The 22,366-nt window shown below is 70.8% G+C and carries 13 protein-coding genes; 12 read left to right on the plus strand and 1 reads right to left on the minus strand.

The window, feature by feature from the left end:
* The first annotated feature begins 33 nt into the window (after nucleotides 1–33).
* The 7 genes from OIE74_RS05955 (at nucleotide 34) to OIE74_RS05985 (ending at nucleotide 13,203) form a co-directional block, all read left to right on the plus strand.
* Nucleotides 34–1,551 carry a membrane-associated oxidoreductase gene (locus OIE74_RS05955; protein ID WP_329379145.1) on the plus strand — a complete coding sequence of 506 codons (1,518 nt, stop codon included), beginning with the start codon at nucleotides 34–36 and terminating at the stop codon, nucleotides 1,549–1,551.
* 128 nt (nucleotides 1,552–1,679) lie between these two features.
* Nucleotides 1,680–2,975 (plus strand): D-arabinono-1,4-lactone oxidase, encoded by a 1,296-nt coding sequence (locus OIE74_RS05960; RefSeq protein WP_329379147.1) that lies wholly within the window; start codon nucleotides 1,680–1,682, stop codon nucleotides 2,973–2,975.
* A 297-nt stretch (nucleotides 2,976–3,272) separates the two neighbouring features.
* Nucleotides 3,273–4,331, plus strand: a complete 1,059-nt coding sequence (locus tag OIE74_RS05965) for a ricin-type beta-trefoil lectin domain protein (RefSeq protein ID WP_329379149.1) — start codon at nucleotides 3,273–3,275, stop codon at nucleotides 4,329–4,331.
* Between the two features lie 166 nt (nucleotides 4,332–4,497).
* The gene (locus OIE74_RS05970; RefSeq protein WP_329379151.1) at nucleotides 4,498–6,738 is read left to right on the plus strand and encodes a DEAD/DEAH box helicase; all 2,241 of its coding nucleotides are present in this window, start codon (nucleotides 4,498–4,500) and stop codon (nucleotides 6,736–6,738) included.
* A gap of 183 nt (nucleotides 6,739–6,921) precedes the next feature.
* Nucleotides 6,922–10,356 carry a CARDB domain-containing protein gene (locus OIE74_RS05975; RefSeq protein WP_329379152.1) on the plus strand — a complete coding sequence of 1,145 codons (3,435 nt, stop codon included), beginning with the start codon at nucleotides 6,922–6,924 and terminating at the stop codon, nucleotides 10,354–10,356.
* 139 nt (nucleotides 10,357–10,495) lie between these two features.
* Nucleotides 10,496–11,929: a polyprenol phosphomannose-dependent alpha 1,6 mannosyltransferase MptB gene (gene mptB, locus OIE74_RS05980; RefSeq protein ID WP_329379154.1), complete on the plus strand. Its 1,434-nt coding sequence runs from the start codon at nucleotides 10,496–10,498 to the stop codon at nucleotides 11,927–11,929.
* On the plus strand, nucleotides 11,926–13,203 hold the full coding sequence (locus OIE74_RS05985) for a glycosyltransferase 87 family protein (RefSeq protein ID WP_329379156.1): 1,278 nt from the start codon (nucleotides 11,926–11,928) through the stop codon (nucleotides 13,201–13,203). The genes mptB and OIE74_RS05985 overlap by 4 nt, the downstream gene beginning before the upstream one ends.
* Here the strand turns inward: OIE74_RS05985 and OIE74_RS05990 are convergent.
* Nucleotides 13,133–14,083 carry a lysylphosphatidylglycerol synthase transmembrane domain-containing protein gene (locus tag OIE74_RS05990; protein WP_329392185.1) on the minus strand — a complete coding sequence of 317 codons (951 nt, stop codon included), beginning with the start codon at nucleotides 14,081–14,083 and terminating at the stop codon, nucleotides 13,133–13,135. The genes OIE74_RS05985 and OIE74_RS05990 overlap by 71 nt on opposite strands.
* A 559-nt stretch (nucleotides 14,084–14,642) precedes the next feature.
* Between OIE74_RS05990 and OIE74_RS05995 the strand changes: the two genes are divergently transcribed.
* The 5 genes from OIE74_RS05995 to OIE74_RS06015 all read left to right on the plus strand — a co-directional run bounded on the left by OIE74_RS05995 (nucleotide 14,643) and on the right by OIE74_RS06015 (nucleotide 22,323).
* The gene (locus OIE74_RS05995) at nucleotides 14,643–15,719 is read left to right on the plus strand and encodes an ABC transporter ATP-binding protein (protein WP_329379158.1); all 1,077 of its coding nucleotides are present in this window, start codon (nucleotides 14,643–14,645) and stop codon (nucleotides 15,717–15,719) included.
* 262 nt (nucleotides 15,720–15,981) lie between these two features.
* Nucleotides 15,982–17,148, plus strand: a complete 1,167-nt coding sequence (locus OIE74_RS06000) for an ABC transporter substrate-binding protein (protein WP_329379161.1) — start codon at nucleotides 15,982–15,984, stop codon at nucleotides 17,146–17,148.
* Between the two features lie 61 nt (nucleotides 17,149–17,209).
* Entirely contained in the window at nucleotides 17,210–19,003 is a 1,794-nt protein-coding gene (locus OIE74_RS06005; RefSeq protein ID WP_329379163.1) for an ABC transporter permease, read from the plus strand.
* A 96-nt stretch (nucleotides 19,004–19,099) separates the two neighbouring features.
* Complete coding sequence (locus tag OIE74_RS06010; RefSeq protein WP_329379164.1) at nucleotides 19,100–20,677, plus strand: DUF885 family protein; 1,578 nt, start codon at nucleotides 19,100–19,102, stop codon at nucleotides 20,675–20,677.
* Nucleotides 20,674–22,323 carry a gamma-glutamyltransferase family protein gene (locus OIE74_RS06015; RefSeq protein ID WP_329379166.1) on the plus strand — a complete coding sequence of 550 codons (1,650 nt, stop codon included), beginning with the start codon at nucleotides 20,674–20,676 and terminating at the stop codon, nucleotides 22,321–22,323. Before OIE74_RS06010 ends, OIE74_RS06015 begins: the two co-directional genes overlap by 4 nt.
* Nucleotides 22,324–22,366 lie beyond the last annotated feature (43 nt).

The following is a 22,366-nucleotide window of genomic DNA, read 5'->3' on the forward strand; positions in this document are numbered from 1 at the left end:
ACACCTCCACGCCGTCACGCGAGAGTCGCGGCAATGCGGATCAACATGCTGACGGCGGCCGAGCGGCGCGTATGGAGGGCCTTCCCCAAGGGCGAGGCCGTGGACTTCCGGACGGCCGGGGACCCGGATCCCGAGCCCGGCCGCCACTGGGGGCCGGAACGCAGTGTGCGGGCCGAGGTGGTGCGCGCCGTACTGCTCGGCGGGGCGCGGGAGGACGGCGAGATATCCGCGCTGCGGCTGATGGGGGCCCGTATCACGGGGTGGCTCAACCTGCGCTACGCGACGGTCGATTGCCCGGTCAGCCTCGGTGACTGCTACCTGGACGACGTGCCCAATCTGTACGGGGCCCAGGTCCGGCAGCTCAATCTCAGCGGGTCGGTGCTGCCCGGAATGACGGCGGCGACACTGCGGGTCGACGGTGTGCTGCGGCTCACCGACTGTCGCGTCACGGGTCCGGTCCGGCTCGGGGCGGCGCAGATCTCCGGGGCCGTGTTTCTCGACCGGGCTCGGTTCATCGCGGCGGCGCCCGATTCCGGACCGGACGGCGGCCCCGAGGCCGGTCCGGAGCCGGCCCCCGACCCCGAGCCGTTGCTCCAGCTCAACCACGCCACCGTCGGCGACGACCTGTGGGCGCCCGGCCTGCGGGTGGACGGCACACTGCGGCTCGGCGGAGCAGCCGTCACCGGGTCCATCAGTCTGGACGACGCCGTACTGACCGCCCCCGGCCGCACGGCCCTCGACGCCGAGACGCTCAGCGTCGGGACGGACCTCAGCGCAAAGCGGGTACGCGTCCGGGGCCGGGTCAATCTGCGCGGAGCCCGGATACCCGGTCAACTCAACCTGGCGTACGCCCGGTTGTCGCATCCCGGTGGGGTGGCCCTGCGTGCCAGCAGTTGTGTGGTCGGTGAGCTGTGGCTGCGCGAGGCGGCGCCCATCGAGGGCTCGGTCAATCTGCGGCGCTCCCAGATCGAGCTGCTGCACGTGCCGCCGGAGGTCTGGTCCGGGGGCGTTCGGCTCAACGGTCTGACGTACGGGACGCTCGCCCCGCACGAGCCGGCCGGCCGGCGGCTGGCCGTCCTCGAACGGGACGGCGACGACTATGTGCCGTACGCCTACGAGCAGTTGACCGCCTCGTACCGAAGGATCGGCGACGACGACGCGGCCCGGACCGTACAGCTCGCGAAGCAGCGGAGGCAGCGCAGGGGGCTCGCCTGGTACGCGCGGCTCTGGGGGCATGTCCAGGACATCACCGTCGGCTACGGCTTCCGGCCGATGCGGGCCGTGACCTGGATGCTGTCGCTGCTGCTGGTGGCCTCGGTCGCGTACGCCGTCCGTGAACCCCGCCCGCTGAAGGCCGACGAGTCCCCGGACTTCAATCCCGTCTTCTACAGCCTCGACCTGCTGCTGCCGATCATCGACTTCGGGCAGGAGCGGGCCTTCACCCCGGAGGGCGGCTGGTATCAGGGGCTCTCGTACGTGCTGATCATCACCGGCTGGATCCTGGCCACGACGGTCGTCGCCGGTGTGACCCGCGCGGTCAGCCGTCAGTGAGCGGGGCGGAGACGGAAACGTGGGGCGGGGCTTGTGCGGGGACGGGGGCGGGGACGCGCGCGCGGCGCGGGCGTGATCGAATCGGATCGAATTCGATCGAACCGGAGACTCGGGAAGAGGGCGGACAGGTGACGGAGGCAGCAGCCCACGGGCCGGTGGCCGGCGGCGCGGGCACCAACTGGGCCGGGAACATCGTCTTCTCGGCCGACCGGGTGCACCGCCCGGCCACGCTCGACGAGCTGCGGGCGCTCGTCGCGAGCAGCCCGCGCGTACGGGCGCTGGGCAGCGGACACTCGTTCAACCGCATCGCCGACACCGACGGCGCCCTCCTCTCGCTCGCCGGGCTGCCCCGGACCGTGGACGTCGACACGGCGGCCGGTACGGTGCGCGTCGCGGGCGGCGTACGGTACGCGGAACTCGCCCGGAAGGTGGACGAGCAGGGGCTGGCCCTGCACACCATGGCGTCCCTCCCGCACATCTCGGTGGCCGGGTCGGTCGCCACCGGGACGCACGGTTCCGGCGACACATCCGGTTCGCTCGCGACCGCCGTACGCGCGGTGGAGATGGTCACCGCGGACGGCGACTCGCTGACGCTGGAACGCGAGAGGGACGGTGAGCGCTTCGCCGGTTCGGTGGTGGCGCTCGGCGCGCTGGGCGTGGTCACCTCGCTGACCCTGGATCTCGTTCCGGCCTTCGACGTACGGCAGTTCGTCCGCACCGGGCTGCCCCTGGACGTGCTGGAGGAGCACTTCGACGCGATCACCTCGGCGGCGTACAGCGTGAGCCTGTTCACCGACTGGCACGCCCCGCGCTTCGGGCAGGTCTGGCTCAAGCACCGCGTCGACCCCGTGTCGGGCCCGGCCGAGCCGGACTTCCCCTGGGGCGTCCCGGCCACCGTGGCCATGCACCCCGTGCCCGGCATGCCCGCGACACACTGCACCGAGCAGCACGGTGTGCCGGGGCCCTGGCACGCCCGGCTGCCGCACTTCCGGGCCGAGTTCACCCCGAGCAACGGGGAGGAGCTCCAGTCCGAGTATTTGGTCCCGCGTCGGCACGCCGTCGCGGCGCTGCGGGCGCTGGCCGCGCTGGGGCCGGTGATGGCTCCCGTGCTCCAGGTCTGCGAGGTGCGCACCGTGGCCGCCGACGGGCTGTGGCTGAGCCCGGCCGAGGGTCGGGACACGGTCGCGCTGCACTTCACCTGGGTCAAGGACACGGTGTCGGTCGTGCCGGTGATCGCGCGTCTGGAGGCGGCGCTGGAGGGGCTCGACGCACGGCCGCACTGGGGCAAGGTGTTCACCATGGGGCCGGCGGAGCTGCGTGGCCGCTATCCCCGGATGGCGGACTTCCTTCAGCTGCGGGACTCCCTGGACCCGGCGGGCACGTTCACGAACAGCTTCCTGCGGCGCCTTCTGTACGAAGGCTGACCCGGAAGGACTCCCCCGGCGCGTGTCCGGAAGACCGTCGGGCCGTGGCCGGAACAGGGTCATTTCGCCGACTCCGCTGCGCGATGCCTCGCCGGAAGGACCGGCCGGTGGTATCTACAACATGGCCGCCACTCACCCCCCGCACCTCCCGTCACAGACGCACGCACCACCGCACACCTGACGCGCACCCCCCATTCCTCGGCGGCCCCTCAGGAAGGACCCGTCTTGCGAAGAACTGCCTCACGCCGTGCGCAAGCTCTCCTCAGCCTTCTGGTGTTCGCCGTCACGGCGACCCTCATGACGCTCACCCAGACCGCCGCGAACGCGGCGACCGCCGCACCCGCCGAGTCCAACGGCGGAGTCCGGATCATGCCGCTCGGCGACTCGATCACCGACGGATTCAACGTCCCCGGCGGCTACCGCGTCAACCTCTGGCAGCATCTCGCCACCGGTGGCTACACCGTCGACTTCGTCGGTTCTCAGTTCAACGGCCCGCCGGAGCTGGGCGACCACGACCACCAGGGTCACTCGGGCTGGCGTATCGACCAGCTCCGTTCGAACATCGACGGCTGGCTGGCCGCCAGTGACCCGCGCACGATCATGCTCCAGATCGGCACGAACGACGTCAACCAGAACTACGACGTGGCGAACGCCCCGGCCCGGCTCTCCGATCTCATCGACCGCATCCTCCAACAGAAGCCGCAGATCGAGCTGTTCGTCGCGACGATCACGCCCGAGACGAACCCCGACCTCGAAGCCCGGGTCAAGACGTTCAACGCGGCGCTGCCCGGCATCGTCAGCGGCAAGGGCCCCCGCGTCCATCTGGTTGACATGTACAAGGCATTGACGGTGGCCGACCTCGCCGACGGCGTCCACCCCAACGCCGCGGGCTACGCCAAGATGGCGACTGTCTGGTACAACGCGCTGCGCTCGGTGCCCGCCAGCCTCGTCCCGCTCGCCGGCGCCGGCCGGGGCACGCTCGTCAACGCGCAGTCGGACCGCTGTCTCGACGTCGACGGGGCCGTGGCGACCGCGGGCACGCCGACGATCGTCTACGACTGCCACCGCAAGGCCAACCAGCAGTGGACCCGTACGGCCTCCGACGAACTGCGCGTGTACGGCGACCGCTGCCTGGACGCGAAGGGCGCCGGCACCGCCGACGGCACGCCCGTCATCATCTGGGACTGCCACGGCACGGCCAACCAGCAGTGGCGCGTCAACGCGGACGGCACCGTCGTCGGCGTCGCCTCGGGCAAGTGCCTGACACCGGCGGCCGGCGGAACGGTCAACGGAACGAAGCTCGAACTCCGCACCTGCGACGGCGCCCCCGGCCAGCGCTGGACCATGGCCGCGTAGTTCGCGGGGTCCACCACCCCGGACCGGCCGGGGTCCACGACCCGGCACCGACCGACCCCGAGATCGCCGGGCGCGCCGGAAACGGCCGCCCGGCGATGTCGTACCCCCGTGGAATCATGTCGCTCGACCGGATGTGGTGGACAAGCGGCGGACAGCGAGAGGCGTCATGGGCGACGGAGCGGGGCGTGAGCGGAGGCCGGTGCCGGTGGGCGGCGGCGCGCGCGCCGTGCTCGACCGGGCCGACAGGCTTCTCGCCACGGCACGCCGGGTGGCCGCCGACCACGCCGAGGTACGGGACGGTGTCCTCAAGGCGGTCGCCCCGCTGCGCGACGCGCTGGTCCGCCGGGAGTTGGCGGGCATCCCCCTCTCCCGGCTCGCCGATGTCACCGAGGGCAGGCTCCGGCTGGGCGCGCTCGAACAGGCCGGGTACACGGACGTCGGGAAGGTGCTCGACGCGACGGCGTACGAGCTCCGCCACATCCCCGGCATCGGCACGCAGAGCGCCGGTCACGCCATCGCCGCCGCGCGGCAGCTCGCGGAGGCGATGGCGGAGCACGTAGCGGTCCGGCTGGACGCCGACGACATCGGCGATCCCCATGCCACCGCCCTGGTCGTCGCGCTGAACCGGATGGTGAACGCGGGCCCGGACATGCCCCGCGCCCTCGCGGCGGCGGCCCGGACCGACGCGGACCTCGCCCCGCTGCTGCCACCGGCACGCCCGGCCGGGGACCGGCTGCGCATGCTGTTCTCCGGAAAGCGGCGCCGGCAACAGGCCCAGCGGGCGGTCCAGTTGGTCGACGCCTTCCTCGATGACGCCGCCGCGGGCGAAGTGCCGCTCCTGCTCGCCCAGGCGGCCACGGATCTGCTGCGGCCCGCCGTCTCGGCGGACGAGGCATGGCTCGACTTCCAGATCCGCCCCGCCGACTATCTGGTCCTCCTCGCCGAACTCTCCGAAGCCACCGCGGACATGGACGCGGCCGAGGGTTTTCTGCCCGGCGACATCTCCGAACGTGTCCGTACGCAGCGGCTGGACGACACCCACCGGCGGGTGTCGCTGCGCGGCTACCAGGCGTTCGGGGCCAGGTTCGCGCTGGCCCAGCACCGGGTGATCCTGGGCGACGAGATGGGTCTGGGCAAGACCATCCAGGCCATCGCCGCGCTCGCGCACCTCAAGTCCGAGGGCCGTACGCACTTCCTGGTGGTCTGCCCGGCCAGCGTCGTCATCAACTGGATCCGGGAGATCGAGTCCCGCAGCACACTGCGCGCGTACCGGGTGCACGGCCAGGACCGGACGGTGGCCCTCGGGCAGTGGACGCGGCACGGGGACGTCGCGGTGACGACGTACGACGTGCTCGGCTCGCTCGCCGTGCCGGACGACGTGCGGGTCGGCATGCTCGTCGTGGACGAGGCGCACTATGTGAAGAACCCCGAGACCCGGCGCTCCCGGACCGTACGGAGCTGGGCGGAGCGCGCCGGGCATGTCCTGTTCCTGACCGGGACGCCCATGGAGAACCGGGTCGAGGAGTTCCGCAGTCTGGTGCGCCATCTGCAGCCCGCGCTCCTTCCCGCCATCCGTCACGGCGACGCGGTCATCGGCTCCGAGGCCTTCCGCAGGGCCGTCGCTCCCGCGTATCTGCGCCGTAATCAGCAGGACGTCCTCACCGAGTTGCCGGAGCTGCAACAGGTGGACGAGTGGGAGGAGTTCAGCCCCGCAGCGCGCGCCGCCTACCGGCAGGCGGTCGCGGCCGGGAACTTCATGGCCATGCGCCGGGCGGCGTACGCCGATCCCGCCACGTCCGCCAAGCTCAGGCGGCTGCGCGAACTCGTAGGCGAGGCCGCTTCGAACGGTCTGAAGGTGGTCGTCTTCTCCTTCTTCCACGATGTTCTGACGGCCGCCGAGGAGGCGCTCGGCCCGGCCTCCGGCGCCGGCGCGCACGCGCGTACCGTCTTCGGTCCGCTCACCGGCCGGGTGCCCGCCGCCCGGCGGCAGGAGTGGGTGGACGGCTTCGCCGAGGCGTCCGGACACGCCGTTCTGCTGAGCCAGATCCAGTCGGGCGGCACCGGTCTCAATCTCCAGGCCGCGTCCGTGGTCATCCTGTGCGAGCCACAGGTCAAGCCCACGCTGGAGACCCAGGCCATCGCCCGCGCGCACCGGATGGGGCAGATACGCCATGTCCAGGTCCACCGGCTGCTGACCGCCGACAGTGTCGACCAGCGCGTACTGCGCCTGCTGGGGACGAAGAAGCGTCTCTTCGACGCCTACGCCCGCCACAGCGATGTCGCGGAGTCGACGCCCGACGCGGTCGACATCTCGGAGCAGTCGCTGGCCCGGCGGATCGTCGCGGAGGAGCAGGAGCGGATGGCGCTTCTGCCGGGCCCCGCCGCTCCCGCGACCCCGGCCGTCTGACGACCCGTCGGGCGGCCGGTGGCCCGTGTGTTACCTGTGCGAAAACCGTTGACAAGCCATGGGCATGATTGCAACCTGTGAATCGCAAAAAAGTAAGCAAGTGGCTCAATTTCTTAAGGCTCGTCTCGCAACTTCATAGCAGCTCACCATCTGCTCCCTCGTTCCAACCGAACAGAGGACCATATGAGACAGAAGCAGCTCAGACCCGGACAGCTCCGCCGACGCCTGATCGCCGGCCTCGTCATGGCCGGCCTGTTCGTCGCCGGGCTCACCCCCCTCTCGGCCGCCGCGGCCGAGCGCCCCGACCAGGCGGCCGGCAAGAGCGTGTCGGCGAGCGGGTCCGAGGGGAACCACCCGGCCTCCAACGTCACCGACGGCAGTCAGGCGTCGTACTGGGAAGGACCGGACAACGCGTTCCCGCAGACGCTCCGGGTCGACCTCGGCGCGAACGTCGCCGTCGACCAGGTGGTGCTCAAGCTCCCGACGACCTGGGAGGCCCGCACCCAGGCCCTCGGCGTCCAGGGCAGCACCGACGGGAACACCTACAGCACTCTCTCCGCCTCGCAGGGGCGGCTGTTCACCCCCGCGTCGGGGAACACCGTCACCATCGACTTCCCTTCCACCGGCGTCCGTTACGTACGGCTGAACATCACCGGCAACACGGGCTGGCCGGCGGCGCAGATATCCGAGTTCGGGATCTACGGCCCCGCGGGCGGGGACCCCGACCCGGACCCCGGTGACGACGGCACCGACCTGGCACGCGGCAAGGCGATCGAGGCGTCGTCGACGATCCACAACTTCGTCGCGGCCAACGCCAACGACGGCAGCGTCAACACCTACTGGGAGTCCACGGGCCACCCATCGACCCTGACGGTCAAGCTCGGGGCGGACGCCGACATCACCTCCGTCGTGGTCAAGCTCAACCCCGACGCGGCGTGGGGCGCCCGGACCCAGAACATCCAGGTGCTCGGCCGCGCCCAGGGCGCCGCCGGGTTCACCTCGCTCAAGGCGCGCGCCGACTACGGCTTCAACCCGGCGACGAACCAGAACTCGGTACGCATCCCGGTCACCGGGCGCGTCGCCGACGTACAGCTCCAGTTCTTCTCCAACACCGGCGCTCAGGGCGGCCAGGTCGCCGAACTCCAGGTCGTCGGGAGCCCCGCGCCCAACCCCGACCTCACCGTCACCGGGCTCTCCTGGTCCCCCACCGCCCCGGTGGAGACCGACACGACCACCGTGAGCGCGACGGTGCGCAACGCCGGGACGGCCGCGTCCGGCCCGACGACCGTGAACGTCGGCATCGGCGGAGTGGTCGCCGGCAGCGCCTCCGTCGGCGGCCTCGCCGCGGGTGCCTCGCAGACCGTCCAGGTCGCCGCGGGCAAGCGCGCCGAAGGCACCTACAAGGTGACGGCCGTGGTGGACCCGACCGACACGATCGTCGAGCAGGACAACGACAACAACAGCTTCACCGCGGCCGGTTCACTGGTCGTGGGTCAGGCCCCCGGGCCCGACCTCCAGGTGCTGAGCGTCAATTCGACGCCACAGAACCCCGCCGTCGGCACCTCGGTCCAGTTCAGCGTGGCGGTGCGGAACCGAGGGACGACCGCGAGCGGTGCCACCACGGTCACCCGGGTGGCGGTGGGCGGCACGACGCTGAACACCAACACCCCCTCGATCGCGGCCGGCGCGACGACCAATGTGAGTGTCAACGGCAGTTGGACCGCCACCAGCGGCGGCGCCAACATCGTGGCCACCGCGGACGCGACCGATGTGGTGACGGAGACCAACGAGACCAACAACTCGTTCTCCCGCTCGATCGTGGTCGGGCGCGGGGCGGCGGTCCCGTACGTCGAGTACGAGGCGGAGGCCGGGCGTTACCAGGGCACCCTGGTGGAGGCCGACGCGGTACGCACCTTCGGGCACACCAACTTCGGCTCCGAGTCCTCGGGCCGTAAGTCGGTACGCCTCACCAGCACAGGCCAGTTCGTGGAGTTCACCTCCACCAACCCCGCCAACTCGATCGTGGTGCGCAACTCGATCCCCGACGCCCCGAACGGCGGCGGCACCGAGGCCACGATCAGCCTGTACGCCGACGACACCTTCGTGAAGAAGCTGAACCTCTCCTCGAAGCACAGCTGGCTGTACGGCGACACGGACGGCCCCGAGGCCCTGACGAACACGCCCCAGGCGGATGCCCGGCGGCTCTTCGACGAGGCCAACTCGCTGCTGTCCACGACCTATCCGGCGGGCACCAAGTTCAAGCTCCAGCGCGACGCCGGTGACAGCGCGCCCTTCTACTACATCGACCTGATCGACCTGGAGCAGGTCGCGCCCCCGGCGGCCAAGCCCGCCGAGTGCACCTCGATCACGGAGTACGGCGCGGTCCCGGGCGACGGCAACGACGACACGGCCGCCATCCAGGCGGCGGTCACCGCCGACCAGAACGGTGCCATCGCGTGTGTCTGGATCCCGGCGGGCCAGTGGCGCCAGGAACAGAAGATCCTGACCGACGACCCGCAGAACCAGGGCCAGTACAACCAGATCGGCATCAAGAACGTCACCATCCGCGGCGCGGGTATGTGGCACTCACAGCTCTACACCCTGACCGAGCCACAGAACGCGGGCGGGATCAACCATCCGCACGAGGGCAACTTCGGCTTCGACATCGACGACAACACCCAGATCTCCGACATCGCCATCTTCGGCTCCGGCCGGATCCGCGGCGGCGGGGGAGCCGAGGGCGGAGTCGGCCTCAACGGCCGGTTCGGCAAGAACACGAAGATCAGAGACGTCTGGATCGAGCACGCCAACGTCGGTGTCTGGGTCGGCCGCGACTACGACAACATCCCGGCGCTCTGGGGCCCCGCCGACGGCCTTGAGTTCACCGGTATGCGCATCCGGAACACGTACGCCGACGGGATCAACTTCACCAACGGCACGCGGAACTCCAAGGTGTTCAACTCCTCGTTCCGCACGACCGGTGACGACTCCCTGGCGGTCTGGGCCAACCGGTACGTCAAGGACACCTCCGTCGACATCGCGCACGACAACTCGTTCACCAACAACACGATCCAGCTGCCCTGGCGCGCGACCGGCATCGCGGTCTACGGCGGCTACGGCAACAAGATCGAGAACAACATCGTCTCCGACACGGCGAACTACCCGGGCATCATGCTGGCGACCGACCACGATCCGCTGCCCTTCTCCGGGCAGACCCTGATCGCCAACAACGCGCTCCACCGCACGGGCGGTGCCTTCTGGAACGAGGACCAGGAGTTCGGTGCCATCACCCTGTTCGCGGCGAGCCGGGACATCCCCGGTGTCACGATCAGGGACACGGACATCTACGACTCCACGTATGACGGCATCCAGTTCAAGACGGGCGGCGGCACCATGCCGGGCGTCGTGATCAACAACGTCAGGATCGACAAATCCAACAACGGCGCGGGCATCCTGGCCATGAGCGGGGCCAGGGGCAGCGCGACGCTGTCCGACGTCACGATCACCAACTCGGCGGACGGCGACATCGTCACCCAGCCGGGCTCGGGCTTCGTGATCACCGGCGGCCCGACGCCGCCGCTCGCACCGGGGAAACTGACGGGCGGTGGCCGACGGTGACCACCGTGTAAGGCCGGAAGGCGACAGGTGCGGACCGAGGACCGCCTCGGTCCGTACCAGTCGTGCCCGACACGTTCCGGACTCCCTCCGGCGCACCGCACGTTCCCTTCTCGCCACCGGCCACGGGCACGCTCCCTGAGTGCAGACCCCGGGCGACGAATCACACATACGCAAATGCCGGCTACTGGGGCTCGCCGGTTCCACGGCCGTGGCCGTCGGCGGCGCGAGTGCCGGTGCGCTGCCGGTCGACGACGCCTTCGCGCCGTCGTCCGAAGCGGCGGCGGTCGGACTCTTCGGCGCCTACTTCGGGCTCGTGCTGCTCGTCGCGGCCTGGGCCTGGCTGGGCCGCGCCGTGCGCGGAGGGCGCCCGCCCGGTGCGCGCGGCATGGTGGTCACGCTCGCGGTGTGGGCCGCGCCGCTGGTGATCGCCCCGCCGCTGTTCAGCCGCGACGTGTACAGCTATCTGGCGCAGGGCGCGATGGTGGAGGCCCAGATCGACGTCTACACCCATGGCCCCGACCAGCTCGGCGGTCCGCTCGCCGCGCAGGTCTCGCCCATGTGGCAGGACACGCCCACCCCGTACGGTCCGCTGTTCCTGTCGTTCGCTTCGCTGATCGCGCGCGCCTCACGGGCGGAACTGCCGGCCGGGGTGTTCGGCATGCGGCTGGTCGCGCTGCTGGGCGTTGGCCTGATGGTGCTGTCACTGGTGCAGCTCGCCCGCCGCAGCGGAACCGACCCGGGTGCCGCGCTGTGGCTGGGGGCGCTCAATCCGCTGCTCCTGCTGCATCTGGTGGCCGGCGCGCACAACGACGCCGTGATGCTGGGTCTGCTCGGCATGGGGCTGGTGGCCGCGAAGGGCCGCTTCCCGGTGCTCGGCGCGGTCCTGATGACTCTCGCCGCGCTGGTCAAGGCGCCTGCCGCGCTGGGGCTGCTGGCCGTCGCCGCGTTCTGGGCCGGCGGGCTGACCGGCCGCTGCCGATGGCTCAGAGCGGCGTCCGCGTCCGCCGGGGTCGCCCTGGCGACGACCGCCGCGGTGACCGCGGTCACCGGCACCGGCTACGGCTGGATCGGCGCCCTCAACACCCCGGTTTCCCAGCACAATTGGGCCCTCACCTCCCTTCTCGGCCGGATGACCGCCTCCGCGCTGCGGAGCGCGGGCAGCGACCTGGCACCGTTCGCCATCGACGCCTGGCGCGCGGCGGGTCTGGCGGCGACGGCCGTCGCCGTACTGGTGGTGTGGCTGCGCCGCCCCCGGCACAGCCCCGTGTACGCGCTGGGCCTCAGCCTGATCGCGGTCGCCGTTCTGGGCCCGGCGATCCGCCCCTGGTACGTGCTGTGGGGCCTGTTCCCGCTGGCTGCCGCGGCCCCGCCGGGACCGGCGCGCCGGGTGGTGGCCGTCGCCAGCGGGGTGCTCGCGCTGGCCCAGCTGCCCAGCGGACTCGCCGCGGACGGCCTTCAGTTGGCGCTCGCGATCTGCGGCGGAGTGTTCGCGCTGGTCGCGCTCTGGTGGGCCCGCGAGATGTCGGGCGACCAAGTGACGCTGACCGCACGGGAACCGGGGAGAGTGGCATGACGGACCTGAGCATGACGGAGCGGTGGTCCACGGGCTGGCGGCCCATGTCGCGGCGCCGCAGATATCTGCTCCTGGGCGTGCTGTGCGCGGTCGTGACGGCTTTCGTCGCGACCGTCCCGTACCACCGGGACTGGTTCGACCTGTGGGTCTACTACGACGCGGTGAACCACTGGACCGGTGCCGAGGGCGGGGTGCGGGGCGCCGGGCTCTACGACTACCGGGTGCCGGGCCAGTCGTACGGGTTCACGTACCCGCCCTTCGCGGCCCTGTGCGTGCTGCCGCTGTCGCTGTTCAGCTGGCCCGTCGCGCTGACCGCGGGTGTCGCGGCGAATCTCGGCGCCCTGGCCCTGATCCTGCGCCGGCTCGCCGAACCGGTGATCCGCCGGCACGGCCTGGACCGGTGGACCGCGTACACCCTGATCCTGTGCATGCTCGCCCTGCTGGAACCGGTCTACGACAGCATCAGCTTCGGTCAGGTCAACCTCCTGCTGCTGGCCCTCGTCCTCACCGACGCCCGTCTGCTGTCCACCGGCAGCCGCTGGGCGGGTGTCGGCATCGGGCTCGCCGCGGCGGTCAAGCTCACCCCCGCGATCTTCATCGGCTACCTCGTGGTCACCCGCCGCTGGCGGGCCGCCGGCACGGCCGCCGCCGTCGCCGTGGGCGCGACCCTGCTCGCCCTGTGGCTCGCACCGGATGCCTCGCACGCGTACTGGACGTCGGCCCTCTGGGACACGAGCCGCATCGGCGACCTGAGTTACGTCTCCAACCAGTCCTGGCAGGGCGTCCTCGCCCGGCTCTCGGCGCCGGCCGAACCCGAGCGGCTGTGGTGGGCCTGCGGCGTCCTCGCCGTCGTCGGCGCCTGGGCGTACCGGGTGGACAAGGCCAGAGCGGTGGGCGACGTGCGCGGCGGCATCGCGCTGACCGGCGCCGCCGCGTGCCTCGTCAGCCCGGTCACCTGGGTGCACCACCTGGTCTGGCTGCTCCCGGCGCTCGCGGTCCTCGCCGACCGGGCCCTCGAACCGCCGCGCCGGGGCCGCCCGTTGATCGCGGCGGTCTCGGTGTACGTGATCCTGTGCAGCTACGTCGTCTGGCTGTGGCGCTTCGACGTGGGCGGCGTCGACGGCTTCGTCGGGAGCAACATGTTCGTCTGGACGGAGCTCGCCCTGCTCCTGACGCTGCCCGTCCGGCCGCCGTACCCGGCGCTCAGAGAACCTTCCGGCGGACCAGCACGGCCAGCACCAGAGCGCCGGGGAGCAGCGGCAGCCACACCGTGACGATGCGGAATCCGAGGACGGCGGCGGTCGCCACGGAGACCGGGGAGCCCGCGCCGACGAGCGCGATGAGCAGCGCCGCCTCGACGGAGCCGACTCCGCCGGGGGTCGGCACGATCCCGGCGACGATGCTGGCGGCCAGGTAGGCGATCATGATGTCGACGGTGGGCACCGGCATCTGGAGCGCGCGGGCCACCGTGACCATGACGGCGGCCTGGAGCGCGGGGAAGGCCAGTGCCCCGGTCCACAGGGCGATCACCCGGGCGGGCCTGGTGTGCAGGGCGCGCGCGTCGGTCAGCGCGGTCCGCAGGAAGTCGTGGACGAAGCCGCGCAGCGGCCGTACCGACCAGAGCACCAGCGCCGCCAGTGTGAGCGCGCCGACCAGGAGGAGCAGCGCCGGCAGCCCGTACTCCGCCGGCAGCAGTCCGCCCAGCGGGATGGACCCCGGGTAGAGGGCCATGAGCGTGAGCAGCAGGGTGTAGCGGCCGATCGGCTGGGCCAGCGAGTAGAGGGCGAGCGCGGCGAAGGCCCGCGCGGTGGGTATCCCGCAGCCCTGGAGGAAACGCAGCGTCACCATGTGCGCGCCGAGCCCGGCGGGGAGCAGATGGTTCGCGGACCCGGCCGCGACCTGGGAGGCCAGGAGCCGCCCGGCGGGCAGCGATTCCATGACGGTGCCCTGCCTCAGCAGACAGACGGGTATCCAGCACGCCCCGGTCACAACGACCGCGGCCAGCAGCCAGTTCCGGTCCGCGCCGCGCAGCTCCTCGATGCCCGAGAGGATCACCGGCCAGTTCCCGGCCACCCAGGCGGCCACGAGGACGAGCGGAACGAGACAGACCAACTGCCGCAGCGGCACGCGCCGCAGTACGGAGGGCAGGGTCATCGACACGGCGCAGCCGTCCTTCCATGACGCGCCAAGGCGCGCGAGAGCGGGGGGTTCCCTCTAGGAATCCCCGCTCCACGCGACCTTGCGGTGTCATCCGCCCGTCGGCCGGTGGAACGGCCCGAGCCATGTACTGGTTCCGGCCACAGGCGCGCGAGCTGCCGCGCTGCCCCTGGTGGGGTCTCAGCCGGCGGGTGGTTCACATGACTCGCTGCCCTGTGCCGGTGCTCCGGTCCGTGAGGGCGCTGTACAGGCCGCGCGCGTAACGCAGATTTTACCGGACGGATCGTACGGCATTCGGGCCCGGTGCGACGGCGCTCCGTACGGGCCGGCCCGGGCGCCGCCGAGGGAGTGAACTCCCAGGTGACAGACGGGTGTTGAGCGCTCGGGCGAGCGGGCCCTGTGCCCGCTTCCGAGTCCGGCCGGATGGCTGGAACAGTGCCCTGCGAATCCTCGCCGATTCAAGAACTTCGTAATCGACCGTTGACCGCACCCTTGTTACTCACTTAGCGTCCTGCCCACCCCAGTGGAAGCCAAGTTCCAATGAATGGAAGTTCAGGTGAAAGCTGTGAACCCGGACGATCCGTCGGCTCTCGACGCCCGATTGACCAATGTCAGCAAGACCTATCCCGGCGGCGAGACCGCGGTGACCAGCATGAACCTCGGCGTCAGGCGCGGTGAGTTCTTCTCGCTCCTGGGGCCGTCGGGATGCGGGAAGTCCACGACACTGCGCATACTCGCCGGTCTCGAACAGCCCACAGAAGGCACCGTCGCCATCGCGGGCAAGGACATGACCGGAGTGCCGCCCAACAAGCGGCCGACCAACCTGATCTTCCAGAAACTGGCACTCTTCCCGCACCTCACCGTGGCCGAAAACATCGCCTTCGGCCCGAAGATCCGCCGCCAGTCACGCGCGGAGATCCGGACGACCGTCACCGACATGCTCGACCTGGTCGACCTCGCGGGTTACGCCACCCGCAAGCCCGCGCAGTTGTCCGGCGGCCAGCAGCAGCGGGTGGCGATCGCCCGCGCCCTGGCCAACAAGCCCGCCGTACTGCTGCTCGACGAACCCCTGGGCGCGCTGGACCTGCGGCTGCGGGTACAGATGCAGCGCGCTCTGAAGCAGATCCAGCAGGAGTCCGGGACCACCTTCGTCTTCGTCACCCACGACCAGACCGAGGCGTTCACCATCTCCGACCGGATCGCCCTGATGAACGGGGGCCGCGTCGAACAGGTCGGCCGGCCCGACGAACTCTACGACCGCCCCGCCACCGAATTCGTCGCCACGTTCCTCGGCGACACCAACATCATCCGCGGCGCCGTCGATGACCGGGTGCTGCGCGCGGACGGCTTCACCTGCCGCACCCCGGGCCCCGGCACGGCGCTGTCGGTCAGGCCGGAGGCCATCGCCATGCGGCCCAGGCTGACCACCGGCTTCGACAATCTCTTCACCGCCCGCGTCACCGACCTCACCTTCCAGGGAGCGAGCATCCGCTTCCAGGTGGCCGTGGCGGACTCCGGGCCCGAACTGGTCGTACAACTCCCCGCCAAGGACGCACGGGGGATCGCCGCGGGGGACGAGGTCGAGATCGGCTGGCCGTCCGACGCCGCCGTCATGCTCGGCGCCGGCAACTAGGGCGTGTTTGAGAAGTCCCGTCTGGCCCACGACGCCTGGCACGCGCGCTCGCCGCGTTGTCGGAGTCATCCAAGTACGTCCAGTACGAGGATGATCCTCCGCCTTGCGATCGCACGCACCAGACGCCGTGGGCCCCGCCCGATGGGCGGACGACGCTACTTCTAAAACACGCCCTAGGGCCTGTCCGGCGGATCTTCGCGGACAGGACCTGGCCGAGCGCGGGCCCACCATCTGAAGTGCCTTGACCACCCAGGGAGAGACCATGCACAGCAACACGGACAGCTCGAATGGGGACAAGGCGGCGGCCGGAGCCACGTCGCCCGCAGGAGAAGGAACAAGCCGTACCCCGGTGTCGCGGCGCTCGCTGCTGGCCGGCGGCGGTGCGGTGGCGGCCGGGCTCTTCCTGGCTGCCTGCGCCTCGAACAAGCAGCCCGGCGCGTCCGCGAGTTCGGGCTCGGGCAAGAAGCTCACCATCACCATGACCCCCTTCGCGGGCGCCGATCTGGGCGTCATGCCGAGAGAGTTCGCCAAGGAGTACCAGGACAAGCACCCCAACGTACAGATCAAGATCGACGACACGCTCAATCTCGCCAAGCAGACCGCCGCCTACCAGGCCGGCCCGCACAAGCCGCTGAACAACCTGGTCTTCTCCAACGGCGGCGCGACGGCCACCGGCAAGGCCACCGGTATGTACCTCAAGCTGGACTACAGCAAGATCCCCAACACCGCCCAACTGCACCCGCAGTTCGTCGAACGCGACCACTGCGGTGTGGTGTTCGGAGCCGACCAGATGGGGCTGGTCCACAACACCAAGACGTATCCCAAGGGCTTCGAGTCCTGGACCGACCTGTGGTCGCCCGACCAGCGCGGAAAGCTCTGTTTCTTCACCGTCCCCTGGTGGGCCATCGGCATGGCCGCCAACCTCAACGGGGGCGGCTGGGACAACATGGATCCGGGCTTCGAGCTGTGGATCGAGCACGCCAAGAACATCCGCACGATCGTGACGGCCAACCCCCAGTTCCTCAACGTCCTGTCCACCAGCGAGGCCCCGCTGACCTCGCACTACCTGGGCACCTCGACCGCCTGGCGCAGCCAGGGCGCGCCGCTGGGCTACAGCCGTCCCACCGAGGGCGCCTTCTTCGACCCGGTCGGCGTGAACATCAACTCCGGCAGCTCCGACGACCAGCTCGAGGTCTGCTACGACATCGTCAACGAGATGCTCCAGCCCAAGTGGAACCAGCGCTGGGTGGACACCTCGATCCAGATTCCCGCCTCCAGCACATCGAAGCTGACCTCGAAGCTCAAGGCCATCCCGGCCATCGCCGCGGGCCCCGACCAGAAGTTCGTGGACGTCGACTGGGACACCGTCGGTAAGAACATGGCCGCCTGGACCGCGCGGTGGAACGAGGAAGTCGTCTCCAAGATCTGACGGCCCAATTCCGACAAGCCAGTTCTGACGACGTCCACCCACGACCGGAAGGACCTGCACGATGGCGGACAACCCTCCAGGCGGCATACGAGAAGCCGCCCCGGTGAGCGGGGCGGCGACGGCCACGGCGGAGCGCCCCGCCCCCGAAGAGCCGGGACCCCGCCGAGGACACCCCAAAACCTTCACCGGCAAGGGCCGCGACCGGCGCACCGCACTGCTGCTGCTCGCCCCCAGTATCGTGCTGCTGCTCGCGGTGTTCGCCTTCGCCATGGAGTCACTCGTCGAGTACTCCCTGCAGGAGTACCAACCCGGTGGCGTCAACACCCCCAACACCTTGGCCACATGGGCCAAAGTCCTCACCAGCTCCTACTACTGGTCGGTGATCTGGCAGACCGTACTCGTCGGTCTGCTGGTCACCGGGATCACCGCGGTCGTCGGCTATCTCACCGCCCTGGCCCTGCACCACACCAAGCGGACCGGCTGGCGCAACGCCGGATACGCGGTGGTCTTCTCCTCGCTGGTCTTCTCCGGCATCGCCAGCGTCTACGCCTGGCAACTGCTGCTCGGCCAGGAGGGTTTCCTCAACTCCGCGCTCGGCCTGTTCGGCATCGGTCCTGTCCACCTGCTGTACGAGCGCAGCGCCGTCGTCATCGCGCTCGTGCACACGCTGCTGCCGCTGATGGTCCTGCCGATCAGCAGCACCTTCCGCCAGATCGACGGCACACTCGCCGACGCGGCCGACGACTTCGGAGCCTCCCGCTGGCGCACCTTCCGTTCCATCACCCTGCCGCTGAGCGCACCGGGGCTCATCGCCGGCTGCCAGCTCACCTTCGCCCTGGCCATCTCCAGCTTCACCGCCCCCAGCCTCCTCGGCGGTGGGCGGATCGCGACCCTGTCCACCAGCATCTACTCCCTGGTCGGCACCACGGACTATCCGGGCGCCTCCGTCTGCGCCCTGGTGCTACTGGTCCTGGCGCTGGTCTCCACCGGAGCGTTCGTACTCCTCCAGCGCCGGTTCGCCGAGGCCGACCAGGGCGGCGTCACGATCAGTCCGTCGCCGCCGAGGGGCATCCGCGGACTCGGGGTGTGGATGGCCGTGCTGTACGCCTTCCAGCTCGTGCCCGCCGCGATCGTCGTGATCAGCTCGCTGTCGTCGGTCTCCTACGGGGTATGGCCGCCGCCCGGCTTCTCCACCCGCTGGTACACCAGCCTCTACCACCAAGACGGCGTCATGGACGCCTTCGTCGGCAGCGTGTGGATCGGTGCCCTGGTCGCCGTGCTCGCCGTACTGCTCGGTTCTGCCGGTGCGGTCGCCCTGGTGCGCTACCGCTTCCGGGGCAGCGGAATCGTCCAGTCGGCGCTGTTCTCACCCGTCGTGGTGCCCAAGATCGCCTTCGGCTTCGCCGTGTTCATGCTGCTCGCCCGGGCGGGCCTGCCCTCCGGTCGCTGGGCCGTGGTCCTCGCGCACACCGTGGCGACCGTGCCGTTCGTGATCGTGCTGCTGTCCGCAGCCCTGACGCGGGCCGACCGCACCCTCGACTACGCGGCGATCGACCTCGGCGCCTCGCCGCTGCGCGCCTTCTTGGGCACGACGCTGCCGCAGATCGCGCCCGCCCTGCTGATCAGCGGAGTCTTCGCCTTCCTCGTCAGCTTCAACGAGATCGACCTGTCGATCTTCCTGCTCAACTCCGACCAGCAGACCCTGCCGGTGTGGATGTACGGCTACCTCAACAACTACCAGGACCCGACGCCCGCCGCCCTGTCCACGATCATGACCGCGCTCTCGGTGCTCGTCGTCGGACTCGGTGCGCTGCTCCTGCGCGTCGTCCAGCGCGGACGCCGACTGGAACTGTGACCGACCGCGGCCCGCGACGACGTACAGGCGACCCCGTACACGCGACCGCCTACCCGTACACCGCCCGACCTCGTACCACCACCAGGGAGACCACCGATGGCTGAGCTGTTCCCACGGCTGCGCCACGTCTGCGACTTGGACGCCGCCTACCTGCGCGAGTACTCAGGACTGCACGACGAGTACGACGGCACGATCGTCGATCTGTCGCCGTCCGGGGTGGCCTCGGCGCTCGCCGCGCTCGGCGGTCCCGCGCTGGACGACGCGCACGACGAAGCACAGCTCGCGGCCACCGAGAACGCCATGCGGACCCGGTTCGGCCGTATCCGCCAGCACCGCTGGGACCCCTGGGTCCATATCGAGGCACTGGACCTGTCGTCGTACGACCGGCCCTACGACGACGGCGCGGTACGCGAGGAGGCCAGGCGCCGCCACCTGCGGCTCTGGCCGGACGCCGTGGACAATGCGATCGAGGCGCTGGACGAACTGTCGTCCTCCGTCGCCGGGATGTTCCTGCCCGCGGCGCGCGGGATGGCCGCCGAGGTCCGTGAGGACGACGGCGAGGACGGTGTCCGCGCACTGGCCGCGCTGGCGCGGCTGACCGCGCACCTCGAATACGCCGCACGCGAGGCCGCTCCGGCCGCCGGCCTCGGCAGGGCCGACCTCACGGCGCTCCTCGGCTGCGAGGACCGCGTTGTGGCGGACCTGGAAGAGCTGGCCGCCATGGCCGACAGCGAGTACGCGCGGATGAGCGACATCCTGGACGATGCCGCAGCCCGCCTCGACCCCGCGGGCGCCGACGATCCGGCCGCTCGGACCCGGCGGCTCAGCGCTCGGGTGCGGGCCGACCACGGCGACTTCCCGCGGATCCTCGCCGACACGCAGGCACAGGTCGCGCTGGCCGCTCGCTTCGTCCGCGAGCGCGATCTGGTGCCGATCGTGGACGAGGCGTGCGTCATCGAACCCAGCCCGCCCGCGCGGAGTTGGGCGGCGGGAAGGGTGAGCTGGACCGCGCCCTGGGAGACACGGGGCCACTCGCTCTTCCATGTGACCGGGCCGTCCCCGCACTGGTCGCTCGACGATCACCGCGCCTGGCTGTCCCGCTTCAACCGGCCCGCGATGGCCGTGATGGCCGTCCACGAGATCGGCCCCGGCCACTGCAGTCACGCTCTGATGATGGGGCAGGTCGACCGGCCGATCCGTAAGACGCTGTGGTCCGAGCTGTTCTTCGAGGGCTGGGCCCACTACGCCGAGGAGATGATGTGGGAGGAGGGCTACCAGGACGACAGCCCCCTCTACCAGTTCGGCATGGCGCAGGAAGCCATGATGCGGGCCGTCCGCGTACAGGCCGCGCTCGGTATCCATACTGGTTCCCTCACCCTCGATGACGCTGTCGCCCTCTTCGAACGCAAGGCGTTCCTGGCGGGTCCCGCCGCGCGGGCCGAGGCGCTGCGCGGCGTCTGGGAGCCGACGTACATCCGTTACACCTGGGGCAAGGTCCTCGTGCGGCGGCTGCGCGACCAGGCGAAGACCGCGTGGGGCAGCGACTTCACCCTGCCGCGCTTCCACCGCGAGCTGATGGCCCTGGGTTCCCCGCCGGTCGGCCTGGTGGCGTCGGCCATGGGCGTCGGCCCGGCACCGGTCCCGCAGTCGGGCCAGGGGAGGGGGTCGGTATGACGGAGGGCCAGTGGCCGGTCGTGGACCTGGCACTCGAACAAGGGCGGAAGACCGCGGCTCACGGCGGCACCGCCATGGTCTCGGCCATGCATCCCGTCGTCGCCGACGCGATGCTGGACGTCCTGCGGCGCGGCGGCAACGCCATGGACGCGGTGCTGACGGCCGTCCCCCTGCAAGGTGTGGTCGAACCGCAGATGACCACGCTGGCCGGTGGAATGTCGGTGCTCCACTACGACGCGGCGCGGCAGACCTACGACTACATCGACGGCGAACTCGACCACACTCGCGACGACCCGCCGGTGTCCGCCACCTGGGACCACTATGTGACGGTGGACGGCGCCCTGGGCGCCTCCTCCGGCCGACGGGTCGCGGTCCCCGGCGCCGTGGCGGGCATGCACCTGGCCATGGAGCGCCACGGCAGCATTCCCTGGGCCGACTACTTCGCACCGGCCGTCGAGGTCGCGGCGGCCGGTTTCCCCATGTACTCCTTCCTGTACGGCGAAGCCTTCGAAGCCGCCGCGGGCCGGTTGTCCGCCCACCCCTCGGGCCGCGCCGAATTCCTGCCGGACGGCCACGTACCGCCGGTCGGGGAGCGGCTGGTCCGCCCGGCGCTGGCCGAGACGATGCGGCGGATCGCCGTGGATGGCCCCGACCACGTCTACCGCGGTGCGTGGGCGTCCCGCTTCGTGACCGCCGTGCGGGAAACCGGCGGTACCGTGACCGTCCGCGACCTCGACGACTACGCGGCGCGCGCGACCCGGCCCGTGCGCCGCGCCTACCGGGGCCACGAGATCGTCGGCGCCCCGCCCCCGTCGTCCGCGGGCGTCCTCATCGCGCTCGTGCTCGGCATCCTGGAGAACTTCGACCTGCCCGCCATGGGCCACTACACGCGCGACGCCGAAGCCCTCGAAGTGCTGCGGCGTGCCATGGCCTTCGCTGAATTCTTCACCGAACGCTTCGTGAAGGACCCGCTGTCCTACGACGTACCGGTGGACGAACTTCTGTCACCCGACTTCGCGGCGTCGCTGGCCGCGCTGATCCGCGGCAACGCCAGGCGCGACCCGGTGCCGGCGAGCAGCGGTACCGTCCGGCCGCCCGGCACGCCGCACACCAACAACACCGACCACGTCGTGGCGGTGGACGGTGCGGGCAACATGGCGTCGCTGACCCACAGCGTCTACGGCACCACCTTCGGCACCGGTCTGGTGGTGGACGGCATCCCCGTCAACAGCGGCAACAGCTTCCCGGGCACCGGCAACGGCGAAGGGCGGCGCGTCCTGTCGCCGTTCCCGCCCACCATGGTCGCCCGCGACGGGGCACCGCACCTCGCCCTCGGGTCACCCGGCCTGTCCGCGCGCGCCACCGCGATCGTGCTGGCCAACCACCTCGGCTACGGCCTCGGCCTGCCCGAGTCGATCGACGCGCCGCGCTTCCAAGGCGCCCAGACCGACCAGCCGTTCACCGTCGAGGCCCGTGTCGATCCGCGGGTACTGGACACGCTCGCCACCCGCTACGGCGCCGACGTACGGCTGACGACCCCGTACTTCTGGCACTTCGGTTCCGTCCACGCGGTGGAAGTCGACGCGGACGGCCACCGCCACGGATACTGCGACCCGCGGCGCCCGGGACGGGCCGCGGGATGGTGACCGCCCCGCCCGAACAGCCGCCCTACGCAACCGACTTGGGACG

Source organism: Streptomyces sp. NBC_01716 (genome assembly GCF_036248275.1).
Classification (GTDB): Bacteria; Actinomycetota; Actinomycetes; order Streptomycetales; family Streptomycetaceae; genus Streptomyces.